Annotated in this window: 9 protein-coding genes; 6 read left to right on the top strand and 3 right to left on the bottom strand. The window is 63.7% G+C overall.

Features of this window, described 5'->3' with window-relative positions; genetic code table 11:
* Window positions 1-552: 552 nt before the first annotated feature.
* Window positions 553-1,071, bottom strand: a complete 519-nt coding sequence (locus OYT95_RS40605; protein WP_268793166.1) for a Dps family protein — start codon at window positions 1,069-1,071, stop codon at window positions 553-555.
* A gap of 43 nt (window positions 1,072-1,114) precedes the next feature.
* Window positions 1,115-1,582: a hypothetical protein gene (locus OYT95_RS40600; RefSeq protein WP_268793165.1), complete on the bottom strand. Its 468-nt coding sequence runs from the start codon at window positions 1,580-1,582 to the stop codon at window positions 1,115-1,117.
* A gap of 1,397 nt (window positions 1,583-2,979) precedes the next feature.
* Here OYT95_RS40600 and OYT95_RS40595 point away from each other — a divergent pair.
* The 6 genes from OYT95_RS40595 (at window position 2,980) to OYT95_RS40570 (ending at window position 13,145) form a co-directional block, all read left to right on the top strand.
* The gene (locus OYT95_RS40595) at window positions 2,980-5,778 is read left to right on the top strand and encodes a helix-turn-helix transcriptional regulator (protein WP_268793164.1); all 2,799 of its coding nucleotides are present in this window, start codon (window positions 2,980-2,982) and stop codon (window positions 5,776-5,778) included.
* A gap of 1,334 nt (window positions 5,779-7,112) precedes the next feature.
* Complete coding sequence (locus OYT95_RS40590) at window positions 7,113-8,531, top strand: aldehyde dehydrogenase family protein (protein ID WP_268793163.1); 1,419 nt, start codon at window positions 7,113-7,115, stop codon at window positions 8,529-8,531.
* 1,511 nt (window positions 8,532-10,042) lie between these two features.
* Window positions 10,043-10,996, top strand: coding sequence for a sigma factor (locus OYT95_RS40585; protein ID WP_268793162.1), 954 nt, complete (start codon window positions 10,043-10,045; stop codon window positions 10,994-10,996).
* A gap of 244 nt (window positions 10,997-11,240) precedes the next feature.
* Window positions 11,241-11,879, top strand: a complete 639-nt coding sequence (locus OYT95_RS40580) for an HD domain-containing protein (RefSeq protein WP_268793161.1) — start codon at window positions 11,241-11,243, stop codon at window positions 11,877-11,879.
* A gap of 65 nt (window positions 11,880-11,944) precedes the next feature.
* Entirely contained in the window at window positions 11,945-12,625 is a 681-nt protein-coding gene (locus tag OYT95_RS40575; RefSeq protein WP_268793160.1) for a glycosyltransferase, read from the top strand.
* Entirely contained in the window at window positions 12,576-13,145 is a 570-nt protein-coding gene (locus tag OYT95_RS40570; protein ID WP_328286591.1) for an FHA domain-containing protein, read from the top strand. Before OYT95_RS40575 ends, OYT95_RS40570 begins: the two co-directional genes overlap by 50 nt.
* A gap of 198 nt (window positions 13,146-13,343) precedes the next feature.
* On the opposite strand, the gene OYT95_RS40565 is transcribed toward OYT95_RS40570, so the two are convergent.
* The gene (locus OYT95_RS40565) at window positions 13,344-16,076 is read right to left on the bottom strand and encodes a helix-turn-helix transcriptional regulator (protein ID WP_268793159.1); all 2,733 of its coding nucleotides are present in this window, start codon (window positions 16,074-16,076) and stop codon (window positions 13,344-13,346) included.
* Window positions 16,077-16,745: the final 669 nt, after the last annotated feature.

Raw genomic sequence — 16,745 nt, 5'->3', positions numbered from 1 at the left:
GACGGCGTCCCACGAAATCCGGCCGCGCCTTGCTCAGTGCGTTGGAACCGCTCCGTCAACCGACGTCACTACATACAGACCGCTCAGGTGTGGTTATCACGTACCTGATTAATCGGTGGTGAGGGAATCGAGTTCGCGGCGAATCCACGCCCTGAACCGTGTCATGTTCGGCGATCGGAGATCGAAACATCTGCTGATCCTGGCGGACCAGAGGAGGAGCCAGCGCACGGAGTACATTCTCTCCCAGACCTAAACCGGCTTGTACATCATTCAGCCGGTTTTTTGATCGGACTGACGCCCAGCACGATCGGGTCAGAGTCGATGTCCGCGGTTCGGTCCTCGAGGTCGCATACACCAACGCGAGCCGGAGTCGACACATTCCTCTCCCCGTTCATGGTGACCGTCCTGTCCCTCGGGCCCGGTCCGCGGGAGACGGGGGCCCGACGCCAGGTCATCGCCCCGCGTGCAACTGGGACACCCGGGACACCATTGGTAGTGCACGGAACTCGGGTTGCCGGACCTCGTGATCATGATTGCTCCCGCCGGTCGTCCTCAGAGTTCCGTGTCAATCCATGTTCGCCGCCACGGTGTGTGGTTTTCGGACTTGAGCATCCAGGCAGCCTTTTCCAGATCGTTGATTACGCGATGCAGGAGATCGGCGCTGGTGGGGTCAGCCGCGTCGACCTCGTCGTGAACCGCGCGAATGGTGGCGACTACGGCATCGACACGGGTGCCAATGTGGTCGACCGCATTGGTGGTGCTCAGCTCGGAGGGAGGGATGGTAGGCAAAGTCGTGGACGCCGCGACGGTGTCGGATCGCCCGTCGGGTACCGCGTCGAGGGCGCGCATCCGTTCAGCGATCGTGTCGCTGGCTTCGCGAGCAGTATCGACAATTTCGTCGAGTTGCAGATGCAAGTCGCGAAAGTTGGTGCCGACCAGATTCCAGTGGACTTGCTTGCTTTGTAGTTGAAGTTCGATGAGATCAACCAGGACCTTCTGCAGGTTCTTTGGCAGAGCGGGCGGGGCTTTGAACTCCCGCACCTCCTCGAACCGACGGCGTGAATTAGTCATGACATGTCCTTTCTTTCTTACCCCCAGTCTTCTGCTCCCGGGTCTACGAGAGGTCGGCCGCGCTCGCGTCCTGGTAGCGGGCCTCCACGGCCTTAATGGTCTGCCCGAATTGCCTTTCCAGGACGCGCCTGCCGCCGGCACCGAGCACGATCGCGAGGAGACGCCCTCTGATGTTCTTGCCCTCGCGGACGACGACGGCGTCCACGTCGGTCATCCCACCGGGTTTGCTGGTGAGGGTGTAGGTGTGGCCTGAGTTCCGGCCCCAAATGTTGGAATCAGTGGTAATCATCAGGATTCGGTGAGGGTCGGACCAGTTGTAATGTAGGCGCTCCCAGACTCCGTGGGAGCCTTCGGTGACGTCGACGTGATCAGGTCCTTGGCTGTGCACGCGGAGGTACTCGTCGGTGCTGTTGGCGAAGATGGTCGAGCGGCCTGGTCCGAAATCGGTGAAGGCTGCGAGGATCTGTGCGGGAGTGGCGATGGTGGTCTGGTGAAGGTGAATCGTAGTCATGGTGTTCGCCTTTGATACGTGAAGCGGTGTGCTGGAGTTGTCAGCGTTGGGTTCTGCCGCGGGACGAGAAAGAGTCGTGCCGTCGAAAGAACGGCCAAACGAGTGGGGTGGCAGTGGCCGCCTACATGCGGGTCCCCCTGATTCCGACCGGCTCTGCGGCCACCCGTGGTGGGTGACTAACGACGCGTTGCGGCGTCGCCGGATAGAGGCACAGCGAGGTGATACGAAATCCGGCCCTTTCGGGAGTACCGGCCTGCGTGGGCCGGAATCGCGGTAGTCGGCAGCGTCAGATTCTCGTCTCTCGAGTCGCTGTCCCTACAGGTAGCGAGGGAGACAGTAACTTTGGGGCGAGACGTCGGGGCACAGACCCCACGGGAACGGGTTGAACCTGTGACGTTCTGTAGGCCCCCCCCGGTCGTGACCGAATGGGTTGGGGCCGAGTCGGTGCGGAGCGACGGGGTTGTGGGGATGGTGAGGATGATGAGGGAACGACTTGTGGATCGACGACTGGTGGGCCAACGATTGACTATCGACAGCTTCCGCAGGATCTGCCGCCGCCGCGCTGACGCCGACCCCTCCGATGACCGTGATGGCCGCGACCGCGACTAGTGCGCTACGAGCAAGGTTCTTCATGTCGAACTCTTTTCTGTACTGGCCCCGGCCTTGAGTGCCGAGAATGACAGTCGGCAAGCCGGATTCGGTTCGCCGTTGTTTACGAGGTCAGTGAAACTGATTCAGGGAGGTCATGCCGCTCGCGTTTCGAGGTGACCAATTCGTCGCGGGTGTGGCTCGGATAAGGGCAAACGCTCTATACCATCAGCGGTCTCAAGCCATGTGCCGGAGAGACTGCCCCATCTCGGCAACAAGAGCCGCCGAAAAACACTGGGGTATCGCAAACGACAACGCGAGGGCCGCGGTCGGTTAGCTACTTCGCCCACCCTCGCCGATGCCGGTACGTCCAGATCGTGTCACCGGTGGCGATCTACCGTGTGACGGCTGCCTGGCCGTGCCGATTAAGCGATGCCACGCCGGCAATGACGACAATCGCCATGGTGAAACCTTCCTGTTCCTATCACCGGTCTGGTCCGGTGTTGTCAGCTATGACCGAACAGCCTCGCCGCTTGTGACAGGACGATCCGTTTCAAGTTTCGAATCCGCCATCGCCCCTGATTTGACTGACTCCTCCGGTGGGAGCGGAATCGGATGCATCGGCCCCCGGTTGCGGCCACTACTGCGCCGCCGCGACCCCAAACAAACCGAAAAGTCAGAACTTGCCGGATCCTGCTCCACGCGTCCCCACGGAACCTGTTCTGTACCGTCCCGATTCTGCACTCGACGTGTTCGACCCCCGACCACCCGCGGTCGCGCGTAAAATACGCGACGAGGTGGCAGTGCAGATGTCGAACAACGAACCGGCGCTGAACCTGCGTGGTCGACGAAGCGAATGCGCGGCGCTGGATCGGCTGGTGGCGGGTGTGCAGACCGGCGAGAGTCAGGTGCTGGTCTTACGCGGCGAGACCGGTGTCGGCAAGACCGCCATGTTGGAATACCTGGCAGAGCGCGCGGAAGGATGTCGCGTCGCTCGAGCAGCAGGCGTTGAGTCCGAGATGGAACTCGCGTTCGCTGGGTTGCAGCAGCTCTGCGCGCCATTAATGGACCATCTAGATCACCTTCCAGCCCCACAGCGCGGTGCGCTGGCCGTAGCGCTCGGCGTCAGCAGCGGGGACCCGCCGGATCGCTTCCTGGTCGGACTTGCGGTGCTCAACCTGCTGGCCGAGGCCGCCGAGAAGCAACCGATCGTGTGCCTCGTCGACGATGCACAATGGCTTGATCGCATATCCGCGCAAACATTCGTCTTCGTCGCCCGCCGCCTCCTCGCAGAGCGCGTCGCACTCGTGTTCGCTGTGCGAGGTACTCGCGACGACCGCGCTTTCATGGGGCTGCAGGAGCTCACAGTCCAGGGCTTACGCGACGACGATGCGCGTGCGTTACTTGACTCGGCGATACCCGGGCGACTGGACGAGCACGTGAGAGACCGGATCATCGCCGAAACGCACGGTAACCCGCTCGCCCTGCTGGAGTTGCCTCGGGGGCTGACCGCTGCGGAGCTGGCGGGCGGGTTCGGCAGTCCCGACGCGCAGCCCCTGTCGAGCCAAATAGAGCAAAGCTTCCTACGGCGCGTCCAGTCGCTTCCGGCCCAAACGCAACAACTGCTTCTCACCGCGGCGGCGGAGCCAGTGGGTGATGTGCCCCTGTTGAGACGCGCAGCCGCACGGCTCGGGATCGGAGCCGAGGCAGCAACGCCAGCCGAAGCTGCGGGACTGATCGAACTCGGCGTGCGAGTGCGTTTCCACCATCCTCTGGTGCGCTCAGCTGCATACCGCGCGGCAGGCTTGGGTGACCGCCAGGCGGTGCATCGTGCCCTGGCCGATGCGACCGATCCTGAATCCGATCCCGACCGCCGAGCGTGGCATCGCGCGCACGCGGCGATAGGCCCCGATGAGGCCGTTGCCAGCGAGCTGGAGCGATCCGCCAACCGGGCACAAGGCCGCGGCGGCGTCGCAGCGGCGGCGGCATTCTTAGAGCGAGCGACCGCGTTGACACCTGATCCGGCCCGACGGGGAAGGCGAGCCTTCGCCGCCGCACAAGCCAAGTTCGAGGCGGCAGCGCCTGATGCGGCATACGACCTTCTCGCAACAGCAGAATTAAGCCCGTTGAACGATCTTCAGCGCGCCCGACTGGCGCGGTTACGAGCCCGGATGGCATTCACCCGCAGACGCGGGAGTGACGCGACGCCGCTACTTCTCGATGCAGCCAAGCAACTCGAGGGTCTCGATGACGAATTGGCACATGAGACATACCTCGAAGCGCTCGGAGCGGCGATCTTCGCCAGCCGGCTCGGAGGTGAGCGCGTAGTTCGAGAGGCAGCCCAAGCAGCGCTTGCCGCACCACCGGGACCGCTGCCAGCGCGGCCGCTCGACCTTCTCCTCAATGGGCTCGCCACGCGCTTCACCGAGGGCTACCCGGCCGGAGCACCCATCCTGCGGCGCGGACTGAAGGCCTTTCGGCAAGAGGTACTCCCCACCGACGACGACATCAGACGGTGGCTCTGGCTCGCATGCCCCATAGCGCAGTCGGTCGCACACGAGCTGTGGGACGACGAGGCATGGCATGAACTGGCCACTCGCGCTGTCCAGCTTGCCCGCGATACAGGCGCACTCGGAGTCCTTCCAGTAGCGCTCATCTACCGCGCAAGCGTGCATCTGCACGCCGGCGAGTTCGCCTCCGCATCCGCCCTGATCGAGGAGGCCGATGCGCTCACGGAGGCGAACGGCTACGCGCGCGTGAAGTACACGTCGCTGGTGCTGGCCGCCTGGCGCGGCGACGACACCCAGGCCGTCAAGATGATCGAGGCCGGCGTCGAGAACGCGACCGCCAGGGGCGAGGGCAGAATCATTGGGATGGCCGGCTACGTCACCGCGGTCCTCTACAACGGTCGCGGCCGCTACCCGGACGCCCTCGACGGTGCCCGACGAGCATGCGAACATGAGGATCTTGGCTTCTTCGGGTGGTCTCTCGTCGAGCTCGTCGAGGCGGCCGTCAGAAGCGGCGCCCACGAGGCGGCCGTCGACACCCTGCGACGCCTCGAGGAACGAACACTCCCCTCCGGCAGCGACTGGGCCCTTGGCATCCTGGCCAGATCGAGGGCGCTCCTGAGCAGCGGCAAGGCCGCAGACTGCCTGTTCCGCGAGTCAATCGAACGGCTCGAGCACACCAGGATCGTCGTTCATCTCGCCCGCGCCCACCTGGTGTATGGCGAATGGCTTCGCCGCGAGAATCGGCGCATCGACGCGCGCAAGCACTTACGTATCGCCCACGAGATGCTCGGCCACATGGGGGCCGAAGCGTTCACCGAGCGCGCCCGACGCGAACTTCTGGCGACCGGCGAGACGGTACGTAGTCGCACATTTGAAGCACGCGATGCCCTCACCGCCCAGGAGACGCAGATCGCCCGTCTCGCTGGTGACGGACTAACGAATCCGGAAATCGGAGCGCAGCTGTTCATCAGCCCACACACGGTCGAATGGCACCTACGCAAAGTGTTCGCCAAACTCGGCATCCGTTCCCGCAAACAGATCCGCGGGACGCTACCCGACGCAGAGCAGGCAGTCGGGGGTGACCCACCCGATTCTTGACGATGACACAACCCCGGAAGCGTCGAGGGCGTCCGCCGCCGGGACTCCAGCGGGCCACATACAAGGCGGTGCAACGCACGTTTGAGACACGCAGGGTCCTCACCGCTCGCGAGATGACGCCTGCTGCCGAGGCCGCCGCTACACATTGCCGACAACCCACCCTTGTTGTGGGCGTGGATGTTTCCACTTCTGCGACGCTAAAGATGAGAGCGAACTGACGTTTGATTCCGCCGCCGCGCAGGGCGCACGCTCGCCCCCAGTGGATACTGTCGACCTCACGCTTTTCCGACCGGCCGATCCGACCGATCATTCGGCTGGTGTGGGCAGCGCGTCGAATAGGCCGTGCGGCGGAAGGGCCAAATGTCGCCGCAGCCGACGAACCATTCGGCCGTGCCAGTTGGAAATCAAGACCGCATATTCGGCTCGGCCGTATCCGCAGGTTCTCCTGGCCGGGAGTGTGCACGCCTTCGGCGAGATCCACAGCTGCTGTGCGTAACCACTCGGGTCGTAGACGAGTGCGCAGAGTTCCGATGCCTACAGTTCGACCTTCGCTTGGGAGCGAGCCGCTCCTCCCCGTCAGACCACAATTGATCCCCGCCTTCACCTGGTGGCCTCAAGTCTCGACGAGCACCATCCGCAAGTGGCCACAACCATGCACCAGGGTGCCGACCACGGACTTCAAGGGCGCGATGGGCAGCCCCGAAGCGCGACCGTAGTTGCAGTGACATTGCCAGATGGCGCAGGTAACACAGGAGCAGAGGAGTCGAGAGGATGGACACGAAGCTGTTCGACACGCAAAAGCGGACTCCGATCCAGGAGGCGATCGGGGAAGCGCAGACTGTACAGACGACGGCGAGCCGGTCGTATCCGAGATCCGTGAGCTGCACGATCTTCGCCCGGCGATCACCGGGGTCGGCCAATCGGCTCGACAAACCCGGCCGCCTCCAGCTCATCGATCAGCCACGTCATATTGCTCTGCGGAAATGTCATATCGGTCGCCGGCTCGGTGAGCCGTCGGGAGCGCTGAGGACTCCGGCGCAGACGAACCACCACCTCGAACCCAGAAGTGCGGATCGCCGCTGCCCGCCTCGACATCGGCGGCGATCGCACGCCGCAGATTCCCAGCTTCTTCGATAACCGCCCCGAGGGTCTCGACCACGCCGCGTTCGCACAACCCTGTCACCAACCCAGGATGCCGACATGAGACCCTGCGCAATTCCCATCCATATGGAATCACCCCCTATGGATTCATGCCGACACCACCCCATACGGATTCATGTCGACTCCTTAGCGGCTATAAACCACGCCGCGCCTTGCATTGAAAGGAATGAACAATGACGATCACCATCGCGGCGCCGAGCACGTCCGACACCCTGGACTTCACCTCGCTGTTCCGCACTCAGAAGGACCGCTTCGCCTCTGATGCCACCAAGTCACTGGACTGGCGGCTCAAGCAGCTGACCCGTCTCGAACGCCTGATCACCGAGAACCAGGATGCACTCACTGCTGCCCTGGCGGCTGACTTCAAGACCGCCACCTTCGAGATCGCATTCGAGTTCGGTGCCGCGCTCGGCGCGATCGCTGACGCGAAAACAAATCTCGCCCAGTGGATGGAGCCCACCGACGCACCGTTGCCGGCAACCTTCGCCAAACAGGGTTACAAGGGCAAAGTCTTCCATGACCCCTACGGCGTCACCCTGCTCATCGCCCCCTTCAACGCACCTCTCGCTCTGGTCGTCGCACCCCTGGTATCAATCGTGGCCGGCGGAAACCCTGCGATCGTGAAGCCTTCCGAGGTCAGCAGCCACACGGCTGACACGCTCAGCGAGCTCTTCCCGCACTACTTCGAGCCGGAAGACGTCGCACTCGTGCGCGGCGACCGCACCGTCGTCTCAGCGCTACTGGAGCTGCCGTTCGACTTCATCTTCTTCACCGGCAGTGTGCCGGTCGGCAAGATCGTGATGCACGCAGCCGCGGAGCACCTCACGCCTGTGCTCCTCGAACTCGGCGGGCATAACCCCTCGATCGTGGACCAGACCGCAAACCTGGCCGATGCCGCACGCAAGCTCGTCTGGGGAGCCATGGCGTTCGGAGGGCAATGGTGCGTTTCCCCCGGTTACGTCTATGTGCACGAATCCGTCGCCGACGAATTCGTGGCCGAGACGACGAAGACCGTCCGAGACTTCTACGGCACGGATCCAACGGCGAACCCCGACCTGTCGCTCATCGCCACCCAGAAAGACGTCGTGCGGCTTGCCGGCCTCATCGACCCGGCAAAGGTCGCCATCGGCGGCGACGTCGACGTCGAGGGTCGCTATGTCGCGCCCACGATCCTCTATCCGGTCCAGGAGAGCGACAAAGTAATGGAGGCGGAGATCTTCGGTCCGATCCTCCCCATCCTGCGCTACAGCGACCTCGACGAGGTTGTGAAGTCGATCAAGGAGCGGCCGTCGGGCCTCACCGCCTACATTTTCAGCCAAGACAAGGAGCGGGTCTCGTCGCTACTGACCTCACTGCCCTTCGGAGGCGGCGCGGTCAATCAGACGATGTTGCATCTGATGTTCCCCAGCCTTCCATTCGGAGGCGTCGGCGGCTCGGGCATCGGCCAGTATCTGGGCAAGGCAGGCTTCGACAACCTCACCCACAACAAGTCAGTGCTGTTCTCGCCCGCCGACGAGTCCATCGACGTAGTCTTCCCGCCCTACAGCGAGAGCTCGCCGACAGAACTCGCGCAGCTCCTCAGCGAGCAGTAAGCGACCGCTGATCGAACACTATGCTGCAGGCGCAGGTCGGCGATACGGGCGACACAGAAGAATGAATCCACACGACGAAGAACTGGCCAGAGTACGCGCACCACTGCGATTACGGGGTGCGGAAGCGCTCACATTGGTGGCCAGGGAACACATGCACGATCTGAACGTGGCTTATCCGTGACAGCCTCGCGGGTTATGACACTGACGAAATGCGTTGGAAAATAATGAGGTAAAGGATAACGACCGGACCGATTGAGACTAGGTTAGCGACCGACAGATCCGGTGGAACCAGGAGCACGGAGACCCCCGCACTCTGCTCGGCGTTGTGCTCATCGTTCTCGTTGTCACCAGTTCAACAACGGGGATGGCCACACAGCGACAGACATAGCCATGGATGCCCGGCTACCTGGCGTAGATCGTGAATGCGTTTCATGCCTGGATCTCGCATATGGAAACCGACGACGCTCTCACCCGTACAACGCAAACAAATTCGGCTCCGCCAGAAACATACACGAAGCAGACACCTTCGGCCCAGAGGCACCGAGCGCCTATCTACTCAGGGAACGTACACGCCTCCCCAGTGGTTACTCGTCGTGCCCGGCACCGAGCGTTCACCCATGCTAACGATCGCGGAAGGTCGGCGCGGCCCGGCGCGTACCAGTCGAGACGGACTTCAGTAGGGAGTTTCCTCCGCAGGCGAGATGAGGACGGATGGCAGTAGCTCCGGGCGACAACACCCGGACTCACGTACACTACGCCAAAGATTCTCTGCCACACAGAATTAACTCACCCAATGACGTCATCGCGCTCCACGGAGAGGAGCACCCGTCCTGCCGGCTGCTCGAAACGGTGCCGCGAGTGAGTGATTCCTCGCCGATCACATCATCAAGGCAAACACGCCGCCCGCGCCGTGCTTCGTCATCGACCTCGACCTCGACCTACGAGGGGTCGGGATCGTTGTCGTTGTAGCCCATGACAGTCTCGAGCCCCGGCGACGACCGCGGTGCGCCGGATCCGCTCCAGACGGGGCAACGGCCGTAGGCGAACACGAAGAAACCGAAGGGCTGAGCGGCGACAAGCACGGTGATACCGAACGGGAAAGCACCGCCGGCAGTCAGGCGCGGGCAGGAGAGCGCGTGAGGAGCGTTATGGCGAGGACTGCGAAGGGAAAACGCGACGCATTCAAGTGTCCAGCGGGGGTCAGCACACAACCCTCGTCGTGGATCCTTTGAGCCCTAGTGCATGAGAATGTCAGCCGGGCGGACCGAGGCCTTCCGCTCAACCCCGGACTGCACCACCCTCTCAGCTCCCATGAATAGTGCCGCATCCGCCTGCCCTGTGAGCCATGAAGGCGCCGCAGCTCAGTTCGCGCCACGGATGATCCCACTGGTTTCCTCGCACCAGGGTGCCGACCACGGACTTCAAGGGCGCGATGGGTAGGCCCGAAGCGCGACTGTAGTTGCAGTGACATTGCCAGATGGCACCACACAGGAGCAGAGGGAGTCGAGACCATGGACGCGAAGCTGTTGGACACGTACGCAGACGGCAGCGGGCGGGAGATCAGCGACCTTGATCAGGCTGCCTCGGCCTTCCTCAGCGTTCGACCTCGACTCTTTGGAATCGCATATCGAATCCTTGGAAGCGCGAGCGAGGCCGAGGACATCGTTCAGGACGTCTGGCTTCGATGGCAAGGCACCGACCGCACGGTGGTCATCAATCCGTCGGCATTCCTGGCGACAACGACGACCAGGCTCGCCATCACTCTTGCCCAATCCGCCAGGAAACGGCACGAGATATACGACCTCCGTAGGCTACCTGAGCCGGTGGACCCCCATATCGACCCGGCGACAGGAGCTGAACTCCGTGAGGAGGTCCAATCGGCGCTGCTGATACTGGAGGACCTGACACCCTCGGAACGGGCCGCTTATGTTCTCCGGGAGGCCTTCGACTACCCATACCGGAAAATCTCAGAAGTTCTTCAACTCGGTGTGGCCAACACGAGGCAACTCGTCAGACGTGCCCGTAATCGAATCGCGGCGCGACGTGCGCACCGAGGGCACCGCGAGCACCGGGCTGCGATGAACTCGGCACCGCATCGACGCCTTACACAAGCGTTCCTTTCCGCAGCACAAGCAGGAAATTTCGCCGACCTCGAGGAGCTCCTCGCCAAGGATGTCGTCGATCCATCCAGACCGGGCATGGAATCTCGGAAGCCGATGAGGTCGATGACCGACCGTGAGTTCTGGCGACACGTCCAACAAGACACCGATGACGAGCTACAGGCGGATATCGACAACCCGGCTCGGACACCGGAGCAGCACGATGCACTGGTACATGCCCTTCTCGCCCGCAAAGATGCGCACGACGCAGCTGAGAGGCTGGCCGACAATCACGAGCGCTGGCCATGGGTCCGCCCGAACTATTTCGACACTGCTATTGATTTCGCCACCGCTGCTGTTGTTTGACGAAGGACACCCGCAGGAGAGCACGGTGCGAGAGCGTGAACCGCGCGGTCGGCCTCGTCACCGACCGGGTTCACGCTGTGGCCAAACACCATCCGCTCCGGCGCCGCCGATCCCGACAGCGAATCATCGGCGAACTGGAAAGCCGGCTCCATGCGAGCCGGCTGCAGAACACTAGAGGCCGCAGAGCGCACTCTCGACCTTGATACCGAGTTCCGTTTAATACTAACACTTTTAGAGAGTCACCATGACCGAGGCGATAGCCGGGATCGCAATTCCTGATTCATCCCTGGCGAACGATGCGACCGAACTCGTACGCGAAGCGGCGCCGCCGTTACTATATGACCATTCGCGTCTCGTCTATCTATTCGGATCGCTCCACGGACGGCGACTGGGACGAACAGCCGATCCGGAACTGCTGTATGTCGGCGCGATGTTCCACGATCTCGGCCTGACGGAGACCTTCCGCGGCGACACCCAGCGATTCGAACTCGATGGAGCAGACGAAGCCGAACGGTTTATCACCAGCCGCGGGATCCACGCCGCCGACGTACGAACCGTATGGGAGGCAATCGCGCTGCACACCACCCCGGAAGTGCCGTACCGGCTGGCGCCGGAAATTGCACTGGTCACCGCCGGCGTGGAGACCGATGTCCTCGGAATAGGACGAGGCGACCTCCCCGAAGCGCTCCTCGCCGAGATCACTCAGGCGCACCCGCGGCCCAACTTCAAGAAGAACATCCTGCATGCCTTCACCGACGGCTTCAGACATCGCCCCGACAGTACCTTCGGCACCGTCAATGCGGACGTGCTCGAGCACTTCGTTCCCGGCTTCCACCACATTGATTTCGTCGACATCATCGAGAACTCCAGCTGGCCCGAATAGGTCAGTCAAGACCACACCCACGATCTGCCGACAGGTGCGAATCGTTGACAACGAGGAAACAGAGAATGCCCGACACACACACCAATTCCAGAAGCACCGAGGCAGGCCCGCCGACCCATCACCAGCACCGCCCACTCGACCATCCGAAGCCCGACCAGTTGCCGGCCGGACTCGCGGACCTCCCGACCATCGTCGCGCTAGGCCCGTTCGACGACCCCGGGCATGCCGAGCAACTTGCCGCGGCGTTCACCGTGGTGCGGCAGATTCGGCAGGCGCAGCTCCTACTCGTCGGGACCGGTGCGCAACGCGGCGCCGTCGTGCGGCAGGCGGCCGCGGATAAAGTCGAGACCGACGTTCACCTGATCGAGGATCCCTCCGGGCAGCAGTGGACCGACCTGATTGCCACCGCAGACTTCGTCGTGCCGAGCAACACCTCTGATGTGCTGACGCTACTGGATGTCTTAGCCGCCGGCCGTGCAGTGGTTATCCCCGAACACCCCGCCACCGTGGGGCTGGTTCTACCCACCAGCGCGGGACTGGTCTACCGTCGCGGCGATGTGTACGGGATGGCCCAGGCAATGCTGCGGCTCCTCACCACACCCGAACTCCGGAACGGTATGGCCGCACGCGCCCGTGACGCCGCAACGCGATCGCGGGCCGAAACAGAAACAAAATATCGGCGAATGAGCAGCGCTCATGTCGCTCGGCGATTCAGGATTCCGCGGGGTAGTCATGAACCGAATTGAGGAAACCTGCCTGTCCTACATCGATGAACAGGGAACTAGCCGAGTGTGGATGCTGTCCGCGGCCGCTGGGCGGATGACAGTAGGACGCTCTCACCGATCCGACCTCGTATTGAGTTGGGACCCTATGGTGTCGCGGTTACACGCGGTCATCGAATGGACGGGCACGCACTGGGGCTTACCGGTCGATGCTGGGCGCTGCTGTCCGGGACTGCTGAGCGTTCCCGCTGATCTCGACGGTGATCGGGTCGAGAAAGTGTTTCTGCCGATGATAGTTATTCAGGGGGACGCCGACGCGACCGGCGCCATGTCCGTCGCGCTCCCCTTCAGCGGCATCGCGCACAGATTCACAAGAGCCGTACGAGAGTGGGGCACTTGCAGTGGACCCCCGTTGCTGGACTCGCCGCCTGGATTGATCGGCTACGTGTTCATCGTAATCGACGTGATCAACGACATAGCAGCACTTTTCGAGGCTGTCGCTTCACAATGCACGACCACGGTTACGGGCCGATACGCCTCCTAGTCGGCGGGACCCCGACCCTAGCCACGAAAGCGATCGCCCACGCCTGCGCACTACGGAGCACAAGGCGCTAGGCCAGAGGCGGCCACCCGACATCGGTCAGATGACAGAATCCCCTCGAAAGGCTTGCCGGATCGCATCTCTTGAGTGGTCGAGGCGTCGTCGATCGTTACGTCGGCAGCGCCGCGTTTCCGTTACTGGCTAGCATGTGTTTCCGTTACTGGCTAGCATGTTACGAAGCTCTCTGCGTGAGCCGATCCCCAGCTTCGTGTACACCTTGCGCAGGTGCCACTCGACGGTACGAGAGCTGATGAACAGCTGGCCGCCGATCTCCGGATTGGTATACCCGTCGCAAGCCAGCCTGGCGATTTGGCCCTCCTGCGCCGTAAGCTCGCCGAAGGTATCGACTGTGCGCTTGCGTGCGGTCTCGCCGGTGGCCAGAAGCTCACGGCGCGCACGCTCGGCGAAGCCGTCTGCCCCGATGTGGCTGAACATCTCGTGGGCGGCACGCAGGTGTTCGCGTGAGGCCGAGCGATGGTTCTCACGACGCAACCACTCGCCGTACAGGAGGCGTGCGCGGAAGAGATGAACAACGATTCGGCTCCGGGTGAGCCGCTCGATCGCCTCGCGGTAGAGGGCATCGGCGGCGGCGGCGTCGCTCAGCAGCGCGCGCGAGCGTGCCTCTATTCCCAGTGCCCAGTCGGTGCCGCTGGCCCGTGTCCGCTCCTCGAGCCTCTCGAATGCCGCCGCGGCGGCCTGTGTCCTGCCATTGCGGGCGGCCGCCTCGACTAGCTCGATCAACGCCCAGCCACACAGCCCTAGATCGTCTAGTTCGCACGCCTTTTGTGCAGCCTCAAATGCGGCCTGATACTGACCAAAACCGTTGTATAACACTGCGGTCGCGTACTCGGCGAGCGTAATCGCCCTTCCCTCACCTCTGCGGGTCGCATCGTCGAGGCTGGCCTGGGTCAGCTTCAGTACCTCGGGCTCCTGCCCACGCCAGGCGGCGAGCACCAGCGATGTATACCGGAGGGGTGCGTTCCCAGTTGCCTGTGTGATCGTCTCCGCTTCATCGATCAGAGCCGACGCGGCCGCGAACTCTCCGGCGTGGACGCACACGCCGGCACGGTAGGTGAGCGCGATAGGGAGAACATTGAGCGCGCCGGCACTACGGGCGAGCCGGACCTGAAGTGAGGCGAGCTCGTGCCAGCTCTCGTCGTCCCACACATCCGTTGCGACGCGGCACGCTAGCCAAAGCCATCGGGCGTCGTCCTCGCTGAGACCAGCGTCGCGACTTAGCGCGCGCAGCGCATTCTTAAGCTGCGGGACGCCCGCTGCGTAGCCCTCAATGAACCGGGTCGCGAGACCGTCGAGCAGCAGGTCGATCGCTCGGGGCGGCCGTGGCCCCGGAGGCGCGGCGCGAGCCGCCTCGGCCGCCTCGCGCAGCCCGCGGCTTCCGCCGAGCCGGCCGGCGAACATCGCCGCGCCGAGCATTTCAAGATAGGTTTCACGGGCAAGCCCGGCGTCGAGCTGACTCAGGCGCGTGGCAGCGCCGAGCAGCAGCGCTGGAGCTCCGCTGCCGCGATTGCGCGCAAACGTGATCTGGGCACGCAGCCGCTCCGCCCGCGCCCGCTGCAAATCGTCAAGCGGACTCATCTCGGCGGTCGCGAGGAGCTCGGTCGCTCTGTCAGGCGAGCCAGCGTCGAACTTGGCTTGGGCTGCAGCCAGCGCCCGTGTTCCCAGCCGGGCTGGCTCTGGCGTCAGCTCGGCCGCGCGCTCCAGGAACGCCGCTGCCGCCGCGATACCGCCGCGTCCCTGGGCCCGGCTGGCCGAGTGCTCCAGCTCAGCGGCGACCGTCTCATCGGGCCCGGGTGCCGCACGGGCGCGATGCCAGGCCCGACGGTCGGGATCGGCGTGCTGGTCGGTCGCCTCGGCCAGTGCACGATGCACTTTCCGGCGATCGCTCAAGGTCGCGGCCTGGTAAGCCGCTGAACGCACGAGCGGATGCCGGAACTGTACCCGGGCCCCAAGCTCGAGCAACCCCGCGTCCTCGGCTGGCGCCGCAGCACTGGGGTCGATCCCGAGTAGTCCAGCCGCGCGCCACAGCAAGCTCGCGTCGCCAACCGGCTCAGCCGACGCCGTCAGAAGGAGCAGCTGCGTCTCGGGCGACAGCACCTCGAGGCGTGTTCGGAAGCTCTGCTCAATGCGGCTCGCCAGCGGCCGGGTGGGAAGCCCGAAGCCGCCCGCCAACTGAGCAGAGGTGAGCCCCCTGGGCAACTCCAGGAGCGCCAGCGGGTTGCCGTGCGTTTCAGCAATAATTCGGTCGAGTACCTGCGCATCCAGCCGCCCACGGATCGCGGAGGTCAGCAGCTGGCGCGCATCGCGATCGCCGATTCCACCAACCACGAGGTCCGGCAAGCCCAGCAGCTCCTGCTGCCGTATCTCACGCACCGCGAACACCAAAAGAACCGGCTCGGCGAGCAGCCGCCTGCTGGCGAACGCCAGCGCCTGGACGCTGGCGTGATCGAGCCATTGCACGTCATCGATCAGGCACACGAGAGGCTGCTCCTCCGCGACCTCCGACAGCAGGCTCAGGACCGCCAGGCCGACCAGAAAGCGATCCGGCGAGTTCGCTGCGCGCAACCCGAACGCGATGCCCAGCGCATCTCGCTGCGGGGCTGGCAGGCGCTCGAGCTGGTGGAGCATCGGAGCGCAAAGCTGATGCAAGCCTGAAAACGCCAGCTCCATCTCCGACTCGACACCTTGAGCGCGCACAACCCGGCAACCTGACGCTCGCTCCGCCAGGTAGTCCAGCAACGCTGACTTTCCGATGCCAGGGTCCCCGCGCAACACGAGCGTGCCACTGTGCCCCGATCGCGTCTCGCAAAGCAGCCGGTCGAGCGTCCGGCACGCAGTCGCCCTGCCCAACAACATCAGCCCGCCGAACCCTCGCCTCTCGAACGACTCCCGTCGCTGCGCCCGGCTACTTCAGTCGTGTACCCGGTGCGCTGCCTTACGCCCAGCTTCTCCACACTGTGTGACTAGAGGGCGATCTTCGCCTCCGCGACGGCAGGACGACATAGCCGGCCTCGCGAGCGGCCCAATGCAGTCACCAGGATCCGGCACGTAGCCGCGCTCACCACGGTTACAACAGTAACCACGGGCGACCCACAGTGCCAGGGCGGAAACACGACGATCTCCCATACGGTCCGACTCTTCGGCACCAGAATAAATCCTCGTTGATCCCGCAGTCCCTCCGGGCCTCGCAGACGTCGACGCTTAGCGCTCTGATCGCGGCGGCCACCGTCGAGGGTGTGGTGGCACGACTGCCGCGGGGGTAGGCGCCAATCGGAGTACCACTCGTCGCCACCAATGTACTGGTGCAGCACCGCATCGAAACGCGATTTGCTGGTGTTCTGCCGTACTGCCGCAGTTGCGTTGCTATGCCAGGACTCTCGTGCCGATCAATGTCTTCGTATCGGAGCTCACCTTCGCGCAGTGGTACGAGCGGCCCCACCCTCGAGGTGGAGGCGCCGCGCCCGCTCTTACGTATTCGAACACCGAAGGATACGAGTCCGTTTACGCGGACACCTCTCGCCACGG

The organism is Rhodococcus sp. JS3073, assembly GCF_026810085.1.
GTDB classification, from domain to species: Bacteria; Actinomycetota; Actinomycetes; order Mycobacteriales; family Mycobacteriaceae; genus Rhodococcus_F; species Rhodococcus_F wratislaviensis.
Note: the sequence above shows the minus strand (reverse complement) of the source record. Positions and strands in the feature narration are given on the sequence as shown.

Bases quoted from the DNA above. Each gene is read 5' to 3' on its own strand.
- OYT95_RS40580 (WP_268793161.1), top strand. From the start codon at position 11,241: ATGACCGAGGCGATAGCCGGGATCGCAATTCCTGATTCATCCCTGGCG.
- OYT95_RS40590 (WP_268793163.1), top strand. From the start codon at position 7,113: ATGACGATCACCATCGCGGCGCCGAGCACGTCCGACACCCTGGACTTC.
- OYT95_RS40565 (WP_268793159.1), bottom strand. From the start codon at position 16,076: ATGTTGTTGGGCAGGGCGACTGCGTGCCGGACGCTCGACCGGCTGCTT.
- OYT95_RS40575 (WP_268793160.1), top strand. From the start codon at position 11,945: ATGCCCGACACACACACCAATTCCAGAAGCACCGAGGCAGGCCCGCCG.
- OYT95_RS40585 (WP_268793162.1), top strand. From the start codon at position 10,043: ATGGACGCGAAGCTGTTGGACACGTACGCAGACGGCAGCGGGCGGGAG.
- OYT95_RS40600 (WP_268793165.1), bottom strand. From the start codon at position 1,582: ATGACTACGATTCACCTTCACCAGACCACCATCGCCACTCCCGCACAG.
- OYT95_RS40605 (WP_268793166.1), bottom strand. From the start codon at position 1,071: ATGACTAATTCACGCCGTCGGTTCGAGGAGGTGCGGGAGTTCAAAGCC.
- OYT95_RS40595 (WP_268793164.1), top strand. From the start codon at position 2,980: ATGTCGAACAACGAACCGGCGCTGAACCTGCGTGGTCGACGAAGCGAA.
- OYT95_RS40570 (WP_328286591.1), top strand. From the start codon at position 12,576: ATGTCGCTCGGCGATTCAGGATTCCGCGGGGTAGTCATGAACCGAATT.